Genomic DNA, 14,653 nt, shown 5'->3' on the forward strand with positions numbered 1-14,653 from the left:
GATCCCAATGCAACGTTATTCAGGCTTCGGGCTGGTCAAGCACGCACTGAGCCATCACGAGAACTGGCAGCGCCAGTGGCGCAACCCTACTCCCAAGAAGGCGTACGATGTGATCATCGTCGGTGGGGGTGGCCATGGCCTGGGCACGGCCTATTATCTGGCCAAGGAATTCGGCATCCGCAATGTGGCGGTGATCGAGAAAGGCTGGCTGGGTGGCGGCAACACGGCGCGCAACACCACCATCGTGCGTTCCAACTACCTGTGGGATGAAGCCGCCGCGCTCTACGAACATTCGATGAAGCGCTGGGAAGGGCTGTCCCAGGACCTCAACTACAACGTCATGTTTTCGCAGCGCGGCGTGCTCAATCTCGGGCATACCCTGCAGGACATGCGCGACATTCAGCGCCGGGTCAACGCCAATCGCCTGAACGGCATCGACGGCGAGGTGCTCGATGCCAAGGGCGTGCAGGAACTGGTGCCGATCATGGATTGCTCCAAGAACGCCCGGTATCCAGTGATGGGGGCATCATGGCAGCCCCGCGCCGGGGTGGCGCGTCACGATGCCGTGGCCTGGGGCTATGCCCGCGGTGCCGATGCGCTCGGCGTGGACATCCTGCAGCAGACCGAGGTTACCGGCTTCAAGATTCGCGATGGCCAGGTCTACGGCGTGCATACCAATCGCGGTGACATCGAGGCCAAGACCGTCGGTTGCGTGGCCGCCGGCAACTCCGGGGTACTGGCGAAGATGGCCGGGCTCAAGCTGCCGCTGGAGTCGCATCCACTGCAGGCGCTGGTGTCCGAACCGCTCAAGCCGGTGCTCGACACCGTGGTGATGTCCAACCATGTGCATGGCTATATCAGCCAGTCGGACAAGGGCGACCTGGTCATCGGTGCCGGCATCGATGGCTACAACGGTTATGGCCAGCGCGGCAGTTATCCGACCGTGGAGCATACCCTGCAGGCCATCGTCGAGATGTTCCCGATCTTCTCCCGGGTACGCATGAACCGGCAGTGGGGCGGCATCGTCGATACCTGTCCCGATGCGTGCCCGATCATCTCCAAGACCAAGGTGAAAGGGCTCTACTTCAACTGCGGCTGGGGAACGGGAGGCTTCAAGGCCACGCCGGGTTCAGCCCATGTGTTCGCCGCCAGCCTCGCCAAGGGAGAGATGCACCCGCTCGCCGCACCGTTCTCCATCGACCGCTTCAATACCGGGGCATTGATCGATGAGCACGGCGCTGCCGGCGTGGCCCACTAGGCGCTGACGAAAAGGGTCCGTGTCCGACGACTGTCGTTCAGCACCAGTGAGCGCAGAACAACCATTTTGCTTTCATCCTGAGTGATGGAGGAAAAGACATGTTTTATATCTATTGCCCGTATTGCGGCGAGCACCGGGAAGAAGAAGAGTTTCACCCCAAGGGTGAGGCGCATATCGTGCGGCCGGAAGATCCGGAATCCTGCAGTGACGAGGAGTGGGGCGATTACCTGTTCTTCCGCAACAATCCGCGCGGTATCCACCATGAAATGTGGGTCCACGCCGTGGGTTGCCGCAAGTTCTTCAATATCACCCGCAACACGGCAACCTACGAAATCCTCGAGACCTACCGGATGGGCGAGGCGCCGTCCATCACGGCCGAATCCCGTGATGGTCAGGCATCGACCGGTGCCCAGGCCGAGACCTCAACCGCCCAGATGCAGGAAGGAGTTCGAGCATGAGCCAGCCCAATCGTCTCGCCCGGGGCGGGCGTCTCGACCGCTCCCGTGAGCTGAGCTTCACCTTCAACGGCAAGACCTATCGGGGGCATCCCGGCGATACCCTGGCCTCGGCGCTGCTGGCCAATGGCGTGGACATCGTCAACCGCAGCTTCAAGTATTCCCGGCCCCGGGGCATCGTCGCCGCCGGCGCCGAGGAGCCCAATGCGGTGGTCCAGCTCGGCTCGACCGAAGCGGCCCAGGTGCCCAACGTGCGTGCCACGCAACAGGCGCTCTTCGATGGCCTGGAGGCACGCAGCACCAACGGCTGGCCCAATGTGCAGCGCGACCTGATGGGCGTGATCGGCAAGCTGGGCGGCCAGTTCATGCCGCCGGGGTTCTACTACAAGACCTTCATGGCGCCGGCCTCGATGTGGATGACCTACGAGAAGTACATCCGCAAGAGTGCCGGGCTCGGACGAAGCCCGATGGAGAAGGACCCGGACATCTATGATCACTTCAATCGCCACTGCGATGTGCTGGTGATCGGCGCCGGTCCAGCCGGGCTTTCGGCGGCGCTGGCGGCCGGTCGCAGCGGTGCGCTCGTGATCCTGGCCGACGAGCAGGAAGAAATGGGCGGCTCGTTGCTCGACTCCCGCGAGTTGCTTGATGAGCGGCCGGCGGATCAGTGGGTGGCCGAGGCTGTCGAAGAACTCGCCGGGCTCGACAACGTCCTGCTGCTGCCGCGCACCACGGCCAACGGTTATCACGATCACAACTTCGTGACCCTCCATGAGCGGCGTACCGAACATCTGGGCGAGACAGCTCCCCAAAAAGGCGGTCGTCGTCAGGTGCGTTCACGCCTGCATCGCGTCCGGGCGGGACAGGTGGTGCTGGCCACGGGTGCCCACGAGCGGCCCTTGGTCTATGGCAACAATGATGTGCCGGGGAATCTCCAGGCCGGTGCAGTCTCGACCTACATTCGTCGCTACGGGGTGGTGCCGGGCAACAAGCTGGTGCTGTCCACCAGTAACGATCACGCGTATCGCGCCGCACTCGACTGGGCGGAAAGCGGACGCGAGGTCGTGGCCATCGCCGATGCGCGTGCCGAGCCCAGCGGGGAGCTGGTCGAGCAGGCTCGCGCCAAGGGTATTCGCATCATCCCCGGCGCGGCGGTGCTCGAGGCCCGAGGCCAGAGCCGCGTGACCGGCGCCCGTGTGGCTCGGGTGGATCTCGAAGGCTTCCGCGTGGCCGGCGAAGCCGAGACCCTCGACTGCGACACCATCGCCAGCTCCGGCGGCTACAGCCCGGTGATCCATCTGGCATCGCATACCGGTGCCCGGCCCACTTGGCGCGAGGACATCCTCGGGTTCGTGCCCAACCTGGTGAACGGCGTACAGGCCGCGGGGGGCGCTCGGGGAGTCTATCCCACGGCGGAAGTGTTGGCCGATGGCTGGGCCGTCGGTGGTCAGGCGGCCGTGGCGACTGGCTTTGACGCCGTCGAGGCGAGTCTGCCGCAGGTCGCGGCGCGCCAGGAAGGCAAGCCGGTGGCGCTCTATCAGGTGCCTCACGAAAAGCCGACCCTGCGTGGGCCGAAGCAGTTCGTCGACCTGCAGAACGACGTGACAGCGGCCGCCATCGAGGTGGCGACCCGAGAGGGCTTCGAGTCCATCGAGCATGTCAAGCGCTACACTGCGATGGGCTTCGGCACCGACCAGGGCAAGCTCGGCAACATCAATGGCATGGCCATCGCCGCGCGCTTCCTGGGGCGTTCGATCCCGGAGGTCGGCACCACGGTGTTCCGTCCCAACTACACGCCGGTGACCTTCGGGGCCGTGGTCGGGCGCCATTGCCGCGAGTTGTTCGATCCCGAGCGCTATACCGCCATGCACCAGTGGCATGTGGAACATGGCGCGGAGTTCGAGGATGTCGGTCAGTGGAAGCGCCCCTGGTACTTCCCCCGCCGGGTCGAGGGCCGCATGGAAAGCATGCGCGAGGCGGTGGCTCGGGAGTGCCGTGCAGTGCGTGAGAAGGTCGGTATCCTCGATGCCTCGACGCTCGGCAAGATCGACATCCAGGGCCCGGATGCCCGTGAGTTCCTGGGACGGGTCTATACCAACAAGTGGGCCAAGCTGGCTCCGGGGCGGGTGCGTTACGGCCTGATGTGCAAGGACGACGGCATGGTGATGGACGATGGCACCACCAGCTGTCTGGGCGAGAACCACTTCCTGATGACCACCAGCACCGGTGGTGCGGCGGCCGTACTGGAATGGCTGGAGCTCTGGCATCAGACCGAATGGCCCGAACTCGAGGTCTACTTCAACTCGGTGACCGACCATTGGGCGACCATGACCGTGACCGGCCCGGAAGCGCGCAAGCTGCTGGCCGAGATCACCGATATCGATCTCGATCGCGAGGCCTTCAAGTTCATGGACTGGCGCGAGGGCCGGGTGGCCGATGTGCCGGCGCGGGTATTCCGCATCTCCTTCACCGGCGAGCTGGCCTACGAGATCAACGTCCAGGCCAACTATGCGCTGCATGTCTGGGAGACCTTGTTCGCCCATGGCGAGAAGTACGAGCTGACGCCCTATGGCACGGAAACCATGCACGTGCTGCGGGCCGAGAAGGGCTTCATCATCGCCGGTCAGGACACCGACGGCTCCGTGACGCCCGAGGACTTGGGCATGCACTGGGCGATCGGTTACGACAAGCCGTTCTCTTGGATCGGCAAGCGGGCCCTGACGCGGCCGGACACCGCGCGCACCGACCGCAAGCAGTTGGTGGGACTCAAACCCCGTGATCCCAAGGTGGTGCTGGAAGAGGGGGCGCAGATCGTCTTCGATCCTGACCATGCGATCCCCATGCCCATGAAGGGGCATGTGACCTCCAGCTACTACAGCCCGACCCTGGACAGCGGCTTCGCCCTGGCCGTGGTCAAGGGCGGTCAGCAGCGGATGGGCGAGACCGTCTATCTACCGATGGCCGACGGCCAGGTCCACGAAGCCGAGATCGTCAGCCCGATCTTCGTCGATCCCAAGGGAGAGCGCCAGAATGTCTAACATTGTTGATGACAAGGTCAAAACCTTCGATACCCGCACCGAGGCCAAGGTGCCGGTAGAGTCGCCGCTGGCCTATTCCTATCGACGTTCGGGCGCCCCGGCGCCCGGCAAGGACAGTGGCGCGGTGTTGCGGGAACGTCCCTTCCTCGGCCACCTGGTGCTGCGCGGCGGAGCCATCGTCCTCGATGAGGCGCTGCGCTCGGTACTCGACATGCCGTTGCCTGGTGAACCGCAGGGGCTGGTCGTCGACGCCAGTGGCGAACGTAGTGTGCAGTGGATATCGCCCGACGAATGGCTGCTGATCGTGCCCGGCGGCGAGGAGTTCGAGCTGGAAAACCGCCTGCGTGAAGCCCTGGGCGATGCGCATTTCGCCATCGCCAATGTCGGCGGTGGTCAGACCCTGCTCGAACTGGAGGGGGCGGCGTCCAGCGAGTTGCTGATGAAATCGGTGATCTATGACGTACACCCGCGCCATTTTCCGGTGGGCAAGGCCGTGACCACGGTGTTTGCCAAGACCTCGGTGATCCTGCGTCGTCCTTCCGAGGAGCGCTGGGAGCTGGTAGTGCGGCGTAGCTTCGCCGACTACGTCTATCGTTGGCTGCTGGATGCCGGGGAAGAGTACGCCATCGGCGTCGAGCGTTAGGCAACGCGTGCGCGAGCCTGGTTCGACGTGCGCCGGACTGCCCTTCGTGCCGGGTCCCGTGAGGCTGGCACATTGTCCCGCGTGACGCTGGCATCAGTGTTTCCATCATCACGTCGTGATACGAGGCCGGGGCTTGCCCCGGCCTGTTTCGTCAGGAGATTTCACCATGAGCCGTAGCGCCGATACCTGGATCTTGACTGCCCAGTGCCCCAGCCGACTGGGCACCGTGGATGTGGTCACCCGTTTTCTCAAGGAAAGTCGCTGCTACATTACCGAGCAGCAATCCTTTGATGACAGCCTGGCTGAGCATTTCTTCATCCGCACCGAGTTTCGGCCTCTGGATGCCGATTTCGATCCCGAGGACTTCCATGCCCGTTTTGCGAATCGGGCGGCGGAGTTCGAGATGGCGTTCGACCTGACTGCGCCGGATAGCCGTGTGCCGGTGGTAATCATGGTCTCCAAGGCGGATCATTGTCTGAACGATCTGTTGTATCGCTATCGCACCGGGCAGTTGCCCATCGAGATTCGCGCGGTGGTGTCAAACCATCCGGACCTGAAGCCGCTCGCTGACTGGCATGGCCTGCCGTACCATCACTTGCCGGTCACGCCGGAGACCAAGGCCGAGCAGGAAGCGGAGGTCTGGCAGGTGATCGAGGAGACCGGCGCGGAGCTGGTCATCCTGGCGCGTTACATGCAGGTGCTCTCCAGCGAGCTCTGCGAGCGGCTCGCGGGGCGGGCGATCAACATCCATCACTCGCTGCTGCCCGGCTTCAAGGGCGCCAAGCCCTACCACCAGGCTTATGCCAAGGGCGTCAAGCTGGTCGGCGCTACCGCTCACTACATCAATGACGACCTGGACGAGGGGCCGATCATTACCCAGGGCGTGGAAACGGTCAGCCATGTCGACTACCCGGAGGATCTGGTCGAGAAGGGGCGTGATATCGAACGTCTGACCCTGGCGAGGGCGGTGGCGTACCACGTCGAGCGCCGAGTGTTTCTCAACGACCAGCGTACGGTGGTCTTCACGCGGTGAGGGGCTTTGTCTGGATTGATTCATGCGGGTAGTTACAAACTGTTACTGTTTTGTCTGAACTCGCCTGGATGGGTGGCGTCACAGGGAAGCGCAATCACGAAACGCACCCAATGAATGACTGGAGATCTTCATGCAACGACTCACTACCTTGCTGTCTGCCGCCGTACTCACCACCGGGTTGATGGCAGGCGTTGCCCAGGCTCAGGACTCCTCCACCGCGACCAATCAGGCGCAGACCCAGGCCCAGACTCAGACCCAGAACTTCTCCGATGAGCAGCTGCAGAAGTTCGCCGATGCCTCCAAGGACATCGCGGCGATCTCTCAGGATTACACCAAGCAGCTGCAGGGTGCTGAGGGTGAGGAAGCCCAGCAGTCCATCCGCGAGGAGGCCAACAGCAAGATGATCGAGGCAGTCGAAGGTAGTGGCCTCGAGGTGGAGACCTTCAACGCCATCGGTCAGGCGGTCCAGCAGGATCCCGAGCTGATGCAGCAGGTTCAGGAAATGACCCAGGGTCAGTGAACCGTGTGACATCCTTCCCGCAACGGCGGGGACCAGCGAATGGGCCACCTTCGGGTGGCCTTTTTTCGTAGGGTTGAAGACCCGTGCTTTACAGCGCATGCCAGGCCTTTCAGACTAACCAAACCTGTCTCTTGCGGAGTCTGGACATGGATGTGGAATTGCTGGAAATTCGCCAGCACATGGGGCGTTTTCCGCCCTTCGAGACGCTGTCCGACGCCTTGCTCGACGAGGTGGCGAGCCGAGTCGAAGTGTCGTACTTCAAGGCCGGCGAGGAGATTCTCGCCCTGGACCAGGAACTCCATGAGCTGTGTTACATCCGCAGCGGTGCGGTGGAGGTGTTCCGGCGCGGGGGAGAACTTCACAACCGGCTCGGCGAGGGCGATATCTTCGGCCAGCTGAGTCTGCTGCGTCATCATCGGGTGCGTTATCCGGCCAGGGCCATGGAAGACACCCTGATCTACTTCATTCCCGAGGATATGTTCCAGCGCCTTTGCGAGGACGACGACGAATTCGCCGATTTCGTCGAACTGCAACGGCCGCGCCTGGAAAGTGCGGTGGAACAGCAGCGGAAGAACAACGACATGATCATCACGCGGGTGCGCAAGCTGCTCACCCGTTATCCCGTGATGGTCGAGGCCTCCACCACCGTACAGGAGGCCGCCCGGCAGATTGGCGACTTCCAGGCATCGGCCGTGCTGGTACTGGACGAGCCCGGCGACAATCCCCGCTACACCTTCCGCGACAGCGAGGACCGTGCCTGGCAGGTGCGCGGTATCCTGACGGATAGCGATTTTCGTACCCGGGTGGTCGCCGAGGGGCGCTCACCGGATACTCCGGTGGGCGACGTGGTCGTCAACAAGATGATTGCCGTGCAGTCCGACGAATCGGTCCACGAGGCCATGCTGTGCATGCTGCGCAACAATATCCATCACCTGCCGGTCATGCATCGGCGCCGGCCGGTGGGCATCGTGCACCTCTCGGATATCATTCGCTACGAGACACAGAGCAGCCTCTATCTGGTCAGCAACATCTTTCACCAGCCCAATGCGGAAGGTCTGGCGCGCCTGGCGCCGGATGTCAGTGCCGCCTTCGTGAGGATGGTCGAGGAGGGGGCAGATTCCCGCATGGTCGGCAGTGCTCTGTCGACCATCGGGCGCAGCTTCACCCGCCGTCTGCTGGAACTGGCCGAGGAGACGCTCGGGCCGCCGCCGGTACCGTACTGCTTCATGGCCTTGGGCTCCATGGCCCGCAACGAGCAGTCGATCGTCACCGACCAGGACAATGCCCTGGTCCTGTCGGATGACTTCGACCCCGAGCAGCACGATGCGTACTTTCTGGAGATGGCGCGCATCGTCAGCGATGGTCTGGACGCGTGTGGTTATCCTTATTGCAAGGGTGACATCATGGCCACCAATGAGCAGTGGCGCCAACCGCTGGCGACCTGGAAACGCTATTTCAGTGAGTGGATCGAGGAGCCGAACCCCGAGCGCCTGCTGCACAGCTCGATCTTCTTCGATCTGGATAGCGTGCATGGCGATAATGTCATGGTCGAGCAGCTCCAGGATCTGGTGGCCGAGAAGGCGGCCCAGAGCCCGCTCTTCCTGGCGGCCATGGCCCGCAACGCCCTGAACCGCACGCCACCGCTGGGATTCTTCCGTACCTTCGTCATGGAGAAGGATGGCAAGCACAACAACTCGATCAACCTCAAGCGGCGTGGTACCGCGCCACTGGTCGATCTGATCAGAGTCCATGCCCTGGCCTGCGGCTCTCGTTCCCAGAACAGCTTCGATCGCCTCGATGATATCGACCGGACATCCCTGCTGGCGCCTGGCGTCAGCGACCGCTTGCGTTACTCCCTGGAACTGATGTCGATGTCGCGCATTCGTCATCAGGTCATCGACCTCGAGCATGAGCAACCGCCGGACAACAACATCGAGCCGGAGAATGTATCGAGCCAGGAACGCCACAACCTCAAGGAAGCCTTCCAGGCATTGAGCCATGCCCAGAAGTTTCTCAAGTTCCGTTATCCGATGCCGTCATCAAGGTCTCGCTAGATGACGATGCTCGTTCCCCGCCGCCCGCAGGTCCCCGATTGGCCCGCTTACCTGGCCGATCGGGCCGAAAAGGCGCGTGATCCAAGGCTTGCTCGTTTCTTTGCCGCCGGCACTGCATCACCCGACACGCCGATCGGCGAGGCGCCAATGGTGGCGCTGGACATGGAAACGACCGGGTTGGATGCACGTCGTCATGCCATCGTCAGCATCGGGGTCGTGCCGTTCACTCTGGGGCGCATCGCCTTGAGCGAGCGACGCTACTGGATCGTCAGACCCCAGCGCACCCTGCATGCCGAGTCGGTGACCTTTCACCACATCACGCACAGTGATATCGAACGGGCGCCCGAGTTCGGAGAGATTCTCGATGACTTGCTGGAAACGCTCGCCGGCCGGCTGGTGGTGGTGCATTACCGGCACATCGAGCGACTGTTCCTCGATGATTCGGTGAAGGCGCGTCTGGGCGAGGGGCTGATATTCCCGGTGATCGACACCATGGCGGTCGAGGCGCGCTTCCATCGTCAGTCCTGGCTGGCGCGGTTCAAGCGCTGGGTGGGGCGGCCGCCTGCCTCGATTCGTCTCTATGACAGTCGGGGCCGCTATGGCTTGCCGCTCTATCAAGGCCACCACGCCTTGACCGATGCCCTGGCCACGGCGGAACTGTTGCAGGCCCAGGTCGCCCATCATTATCAGCCGGAGATGCCGATCGGCCAGCTCTGGACCTGAGAGCCCTCAGTAGTCGATACCGCGTCGGGCCTGCAGCCCGGCGTTGAAGGCGTGGCGCACCTCGCGCATCTCGCTGACGGTATCCGCGGCATCGAGAAGCCGGCGGTGGGCGTTGCGCCCGGTGACGATCACCGTCTGCTCGGCCGGACGGTTGTCCAGGGCCGTGGTGACCTCGTCGATGTCCAGGTAGCCGAACTTGAGCATGTAGGTGATTTCGTCGAGCACCACGAGGTAGACGTTCGGATCGGCGAGCAGGCGTCGCGCTTCGGCCCAGACCGTCTGGCAGGCGCGGGTATCGGCGTCGCGGTTCTGGGTCTCCCAGGTAAAGCCGGTCCCCATGATCGCCACTTCGAGATTGGCATCCTCAATGAGTCGCTCGCGTTCGCCGCATTCCCAGGTGCCCTTGATGAACTGCACCACGCCGACACGGTAACCGTAGCCCAGCGCACGGGTCACGGTGCCCCAGGCGGCGGTGGTCTTGCCCTTGCCGTTGCCGGTGAAGACCAGTAATTGGCCCCGTTGTTCGTTGGCCTTGGCGATGCGCTCGTCGACATGGGACTTGAGCTTCTGCATGGCCTGGCGGTGGCGGTTGTCACGATCCGTCATGCGCGGTGTCCGAGCCTGGTAGGAAAGAGTTGGGAAAGGAAAGGCACGATAGAGGAAGTCAGGTTACGTGACGCGGCAGACAACGTCGATGCTTTCATGCAGCCTTCGAATTCCATGAACAACCTTCACGTCCGCATGGCTGACAGCGCCATGACGGCCCGCCACAATCTGGGCCAGAATTCTCGGACGCTACATCATGACACCGACCTTGCGCCTCGCCTCGGGCCATGACCTGCCTTCATTGTGCCAACTTGAACAAGTCGCCCTGAGTGGTGATCGCTTCAGCCGACGGCAATTTCACCATCTGCTGTATCGTGCTCATGCCCTGACGCTGGTAGCGGAGGGGGACGCCAGGCGCTTGCTGGGTTACGGGACCCTGCTGTTGCGGCGTAACAGCACCCAGGCCAGGCTCTATTCGTTCTGCGTGCATCCCGGCGCTCGGCGGCATGGCGTGGGGCGAGGCATGTTGCAGTGGCTGACCTCGGCGGCGATGGCGCGTGGCTGTGACCGGCTGGTGCTGGAAGTGCGCGTCGACAATCCTGTGGCGCTCGGGCTGTATCGCAGCGAAGGCTTCCTGCCCGACGCTTGGCTGACGGATTATTATGAGGATGGATGCGCCGCCTGGCGGATGACGAAGGAACTGAGCGCATCACCGGGCGGGTGAAGCGGTTTCCCATAGCCGTTTATGACCTGGCGTCATTGAGGATGTCGATTGGCAGTCCGCTTGGCGATGCGCTTCAATGGGAACATAGTCTTCACCGCCACAGGGAGTGAGCGCCGCATGTCACAAGCACGCCGTGTCGCCTTCATGACCCTGGCCGGTATCAGTTTCGTTCTCGGAGTGATCGGTGCCTTCCTGCCGATCATGCCGACGACCTGTTTCATGTTGCTGGCGGTCTGGTTCGCGTCGCGCAGTTCCCCGCGATTCGCCGCCTGGATTCGTCGCCATCCACGTTTCGGGCCCACGGTCACGGCCTGGGAAGCCGAGCGGGCGATTCCTCGCCATGCCAAGTGGCTGGCAGGTATCATGCTGATCGTGTCGATGGTGATACTGGCCTTCACCGTCAGCCTGATGTGGCTCAAGCTGCTGCTGATCCTGGGGCTGGCACTGCTCGGTGTCTGGATCCTGACGCGGCCGGAGCCGGTCACCAGTTCCGGAACCTGAACCGGACAGGGTCATCACGCTTTGAGGTTCGGGCTCGCCGAGCCGTACAATGGTTGGCAATTTTCGACAGGAGCCATCCTCGATGTCCCAACCTCAAGCGATTTACCTGAGCGACTATCGACCGCCCGCCTACCGCGTTACCCATACCGAGCTGACCTTCGATCTCGATCCTGCCGCCACCCGCGTCAAGGCGCGGCTACATGTCGAGCGTCACCCCGAGCGCGAGGCCGGCGAGGCCCTGGAACTCGATGGCGAGCAACTGACGCTCAAGTCCATCGCCATCGATGGTCAGCCGCTGGAGGAGGACGAGTACCAGCTCACCGAACAAGGGCTGCGGGTGGCACGGGTGCCGTCACGCTTCCTGCTGGATACCGAGGTGGAAATCGCCCCCGAGCGGAACACCGCCCTGGAAGGGCTCTATCGATCCGGCGGCATGTTCTGCACCCAGTGCGAGGCGGAAGGCTTTCGTCGCATCACCTTCTATCCGGACCGCCCGGACGTCATGGCCACCTTCTCGACCACGGTGATCGGTGATGCCGCCAGCTTGCCGGTGCTGCTTTCCAACGGCAATCCGGTGGAGAAGGGCGAGCTGCCGAATGGGCGTCATTTCGTCACCTGGGAGGATCCGCATCCCAAGCCCTGCTACCTGTTCGCCCTGGTCGCCGGCGATCTGAAGAAGGTCGAGGACCACTTCACGACCATGAGTGGCCGTGACGTCACCCTGCAGATCTGGGTCGAGGAGGAAAACCTCGGCAAGACCGACCATGCCATGGCCTCGCTGAAGCGCGCCATGCGCTGGGACGAGGAGACCTACGGTCGTGAGTACGATCTCGACCTGTTCATGATCGTGGCGGTCAACGACTTCAACATGGGCGCCATGGAGAACAAGGGCCTCAACATCTTCAACTCGGCCGCGGTGCTGACCCATCCCGATACTGCCACCGACGCCGCCTTCCAGCGGGTCGAAGGCATCGTCGCCCACGAGTATTTCCACAACTGGTCCGGCAATCGAGTGACCTGCCGTGACTGGTTTCAGCTCTCGCTCAAGGAAGGCTTCACCGTCTTCCGCGACCAGAGCTTTTCCGCCGATGTGAACTCGGCGCCGGTCAAGCGTATCGAGGACGTTTCCTTCTTCCGCACCGCCCAGTTCGCCGAGGATGCCGGCCCCACCGCGCACCCGGTGCGTCCGGATCACTACATCGAGATCGGCAATTTCTACACCCTGACGATCTACGAGAAGGGCGCCGAGATCGTGCGCATGTTGCGCAACCTGGTGGGCTGGGAAGCCTTCCGTCGTGGTTCGGATCTTTACTTTTCGCGCTTCGATGGTCAGGCGGTGACCATCGAGGACTTCGTTTCCTGCATGGCGGAGGCTTCCGGCCACAACCTGGATCAGTTCATGCTGTGGTACTCCCAGGCCGGCACCCCGGAAATCGATGCGCACGGCGAGTATGATTACGCCCGGGCCGAGTACCGGTTGATCCTGCGTCAGCGCACCCCGGCGACGCCGGGCCAGCCCGACAAACAGGCCTTGCACATTCCGATACGCCTGGGGCTGGTGGGCACCAAGTCCGGCCGCGACCTGGCGCTGACGCTGGACGGTGAATCCCTGGGCCGCGATGCGGTGATCCATCTGCGCGAAGACGAGCAGGAGTTCGTTTTCACCGATCTCGCCGAGGCGCCCGTGCCGTCGCTGGCCCGTGGTTTCTCGGCACCGATCAAGCTGAACTTCCCGTATTCCCGCGAGGACCTGGCCTTCCTGCTGGCCAACGACAGCGATGGCTTCAATCGTTGGGATGCCGGTCAGCGCCTGTCGCTGCTGGCGCTCGACGACCTGATCGCCGCGCATCGCAACGGGGTGGAAAAGGTCATGGACGGACGTGTCATCGAGGCCTTCCGCACCCTGTTGACCGGCGATACCGATGACAAGGCCGTGCTCGCGGAGATGCTGACGCTGCCGTCCGAGGCCTATATCGCCGAACAGCAGCCGCTGGTCGATGTGGATGCCATCCACGCGGCCCGACAATTCGTCAAGCAGTCCCTGGCCCGGACCCTGCGCGACGAATTCCTGGCGGTCTACCAGGCCAATCGCGACGACTCGCCCTATGCCCCCGAGCCCGACCAGATTGCCGCGCGCAGCCTGAAGAACGTGGCCTTGTCCTATCTGATGAGCATCGAGGACGAAGAGGGCGTGGAACTGGCTCAGCAACAGTTCGAGGCCGAGCACAACATGACCGATGTGCGCCATGCCCTGACGTTGCTGACGCACAGCAGTCGCGATGATCTGGCCGATCCCGCGCTCAAGGCATTTGGCCGGAAGTGGGCCCATGATCCGCTGGTCATGGACCAGTGGTTCAGCATCCAGGTCTCGCGTCCCCAGGCGGATGCCCTGGAGCGGGTCAAGTTCCTGATGGATCATCCGGCCTTCTCGCTGACCAATCCCAACAAGGTGCGTGCCCTGATCGGTGCCTTCGCCCAGAACCGCGTCAACTTCCACCGCCTGGACGGCGAGGGCTACAAGCTGCTGGCCGATGTGGTCATCGAGCTCAATCGTCTGAACCCGGAGATCGCCGCGCGCATGATCACGCCGTTGACGCGTTGGGCGCGTTATGACGAAACCCGCCAGGAGCTGATGAAGGCCGAACTGGAGCGCATTCGTGCCGAGGACCTGTCGCCGAATGTCTATGAGGTGGTAGAAAAAGCACTGGCGTGAGCCGATGTGAGTGCTGCAAACAGAAAGCGCCGCCCTGACGGGCGGCGCTTTTTTCGTGCGTTGCGCTGCTTGCTGAATGACGGTGATCTAGTTGATCAGCCAGCCGAGCACCAGCAGCCCCAACAGCCACCAGAAGAGGGTGGCGATGATGGCACGTTGCATCAATGCGCGCAGGCCGCGCCACAGCATCCAGAGGCCGAGCACCAGGATGGCCAGGCTGAGCAGTGACGGCGAGATGCCGAGCGAGCCGGACAGGCCGTTCAACAAGCCGTCGACGGCATCGTCGGCATGCGTGAACAGGCCGGTCAGGAGGTCGACGATCAGGCGAATGCCCTCGCCTATCAGGCTCCCGATGAGGGCAAAGAAGTCTTCCATGAGGATTCCGTCGCTGGTCTGAACCGGGCATCAGTATCGCGGTTCATGGGGGAGCGGGGCAAGGCGGCAC

The 14,653-nt window shown here is 63.0% G+C and carries 13 protein-coding genes; 11 read left to right on the forward strand and 2 right to left on the reverse strand.

All coding sequences use genetic code 11. The annotated features are described in order from the left end of the window. Window positions 1-7 precede the first annotated feature (7 nt). From HSDC_RS07015 to HSDC_RS07050, 8 genes are all read left to right on the forward strand, one after another. On the forward strand, window positions 8-1,258 hold the full coding sequence (locus HSDC_RS07015) for a sarcosine oxidase subunit beta family protein (RefSeq protein ID WP_064699227.1): 1,251 nt from the start codon (window positions 8-10) through the stop codon (window positions 1,256-1,258). Window positions 1,259-1,356: 98 nt separating this feature from the next. Continuing rightward, window positions 1,357-1,716, forward strand: a complete 360-nt coding sequence (locus HSDC_RS07020; protein WP_064699228.1) for a sarcosine oxidase subunit delta — start codon at window positions 1,357-1,359, stop codon at window positions 1,714-1,716. Beyond that, window positions 1,713-4,751 carry a sarcosine oxidase subunit alpha family protein gene (locus tag HSDC_RS07025; protein WP_064699229.1) on the forward strand — a complete coding sequence of 1,013 codons (3,039 nt, stop codon included), beginning with the start codon at window positions 1,713-1,715 and terminating at the stop codon, window positions 4,749-4,751. The genes HSDC_RS07020 and HSDC_RS07025 overlap by 4 nt, the downstream gene beginning before the upstream one ends. Then, window positions 4,744-5,394 carry a sarcosine oxidase subunit gamma gene (locus tag HSDC_RS07030; protein ID WP_064699230.1) on the forward strand — a complete coding sequence of 217 codons (651 nt, stop codon included), beginning with the start codon at window positions 4,744-4,746 and terminating at the stop codon, window positions 5,392-5,394. The genes HSDC_RS07025 and HSDC_RS07030 overlap by 8 nt, the downstream gene beginning before the upstream one ends. Before the next feature lie 166 nt (window positions 5,395-5,560). After that, on the forward strand, window positions 5,561-6,427 hold the full coding sequence (purU, locus tag HSDC_RS07035) for a formyltetrahydrofolate deformylase (protein WP_064699231.1): 867 nt from the start codon (window positions 5,561-5,563) through the stop codon (window positions 6,425-6,427). Window positions 6,428-6,557: 130 nt separating this feature from the next. Then, complete coding sequence (locus tag HSDC_RS07040) at window positions 6,558-6,947, forward strand: DUF4168 domain-containing protein (RefSeq protein WP_064699232.1); 390 nt, start codon at window positions 6,558-6,560, stop codon at window positions 6,945-6,947. A gap of 146 nt (window positions 6,948-7,093) precedes the next feature. Further along, a complete protein-coding gene (locus HSDC_RS07045) occupies window positions 7,094-9,001 on the forward strand; it encodes a DUF294 nucleotidyltransferase-like domain-containing protein (protein WP_064699233.1) in 1,908 nt (635 codons plus the stop codon). Continuing rightward, a complete protein-coding gene (locus HSDC_RS07050) occupies window positions 9,002-9,724 on the forward strand; it encodes a 3'-5' exonuclease (RefSeq protein ID WP_064699234.1) in 723 nt (240 codons plus the stop codon). 6 nt (window positions 9,725-9,730) lie between these two features. Here the strand turns inward: HSDC_RS07050 and cobO are convergent, their stop codons facing one another. Continuing rightward, entirely contained in the window at window positions 9,731-10,330 is a 600-nt protein-coding gene (gene cobO / locus HSDC_RS07055) for a cob(I)yrinic acid a,c-diamide adenosyltransferase (RefSeq protein ID WP_064699235.1), read from the reverse strand. Between the two features lie 196 nt (window positions 10,331-10,526). On the opposite strand from cobO, the gene HSDC_RS07060 reads away from it, so the two are divergent. From HSDC_RS07060 to pepN, 3 genes are all read left to right on the forward strand, one after another. Next, window positions 10,527-10,994 (forward strand): GNAT family N-acetyltransferase, encoded by a 468-nt coding sequence (locus HSDC_RS07060; protein WP_064699236.1) that lies wholly within the window; start codon window positions 10,527-10,529, stop codon window positions 10,992-10,994. Window positions 10,995-11,111: 117 nt separating this feature from the next. Then, the gene (locus tag HSDC_RS07065; RefSeq protein ID WP_064699237.1) at window positions 11,112-11,495 is read left to right on the forward strand and encodes a YbaN family protein; all 384 of its coding nucleotides are present in this window, start codon (window positions 11,112-11,114) and stop codon (window positions 11,493-11,495) included. 82 nt (window positions 11,496-11,577) lie between these two features. Next, window positions 11,578-14,208 carry an aminopeptidase N gene (pepN, locus tag HSDC_RS07070; protein ID WP_064699238.1) on the forward strand — a complete coding sequence of 877 codons (2,631 nt, stop codon included), beginning with the start codon at window positions 11,578-11,580 and terminating at the stop codon, window positions 14,206-14,208. Window positions 14,209-14,295: 87 nt separating this feature from the next. On the opposite strand, the gene HSDC_RS07075 is transcribed toward pepN, so the two are convergent. Further along, window positions 14,296-14,583, reverse strand: a complete 288-nt coding sequence (locus tag HSDC_RS07075; protein ID WP_082919974.1) for a hypothetical protein — start codon at window positions 14,581-14,583, stop codon at window positions 14,296-14,298. Window positions 14,584-14,653: the final 70 nt, after the last annotated feature.

Origin of the sequence: Halomonas caseinilytica (assembly GCF_001662285.1) — a bacterium.
GTDB lineage: Bacteria > Pseudomonadota > Gammaproteobacteria > Pseudomonadales > Halomonadaceae > Halomonas > Halomonas caseinilytica.

Coding starts and splice junctions, on each gene's coding strand:
- HSDC_RS07040 (WP_064699232.1), top strand. CDS start 6,558: ATGCAACGACTCACTACCTTGCTGTCTGCCGCCGTACTCACCACCGGG.
- HSDC_RS07020 (WP_064699228.1), top strand. CDS start 1,357: ATGTTTTATATCTATTGCCCGTATTGCGGCGAGCACCGGGAAGAAGAA.
- HSDC_RS07075 (WP_082919974.1), bottom strand. CDS start 14,583: ATGGAAGACTTCTTTGCCCTCATCGGGAGCCTGATAGGCGAGGGCATT.
- pepN (WP_064699238.1), top strand. CDS start 11,578: ATGTCCCAACCTCAAGCGATTTACCTGAGCGACTATCGACCGCCCGCC.
- HSDC_RS07030 (WP_064699230.1), top strand. CDS start 4,744: ATGTCTAACATTGTTGATGACAAGGTCAAAACCTTCGATACCCGCACC.
- purU (WP_064699231.1), top strand. CDS start 5,561: ATGAGCCGTAGCGCCGATACCTGGATCTTGACTGCCCAGTGCCCCAGC.
- HSDC_RS07065 (WP_064699237.1), top strand. CDS start 11,112: ATGTCACAAGCACGCCGTGTCGCCTTCATGACCCTGGCCGGTATCAGT.
- HSDC_RS07015 (WP_064699227.1), top strand. CDS start 8: ATGCAACGTTATTCAGGCTTCGGGCTGGTCAAGCACGCACTGAGCCAT.
- HSDC_RS07025 (WP_064699229.1), top strand. CDS start 1,713: ATGAGCCAGCCCAATCGTCTCGCCCGGGGCGGGCGTCTCGACCGCTCC.
- HSDC_RS07050 (WP_064699234.1), top strand. CDS start 9,002: ATGACGATGCTCGTTCCCCGCCGCCCGCAGGTCCCCGATTGGCCCGCT.
- HSDC_RS07045 (WP_064699233.1), top strand. CDS start 7,094: ATGGATGTGGAATTGCTGGAAATTCGCCAGCACATGGGGCGTTTTCCG.
- HSDC_RS07060 (WP_064699236.1), top strand. CDS start 10,527: ATGACACCGACCTTGCGCCTCGCCTCGGGCCATGACCTGCCTTCATTG.
- cobO (WP_064699235.1), bottom strand. CDS start 10,330: ATGACGGATCGTGACAACCGCCACCGCCAGGCCATGCAGAAGCTCAAG.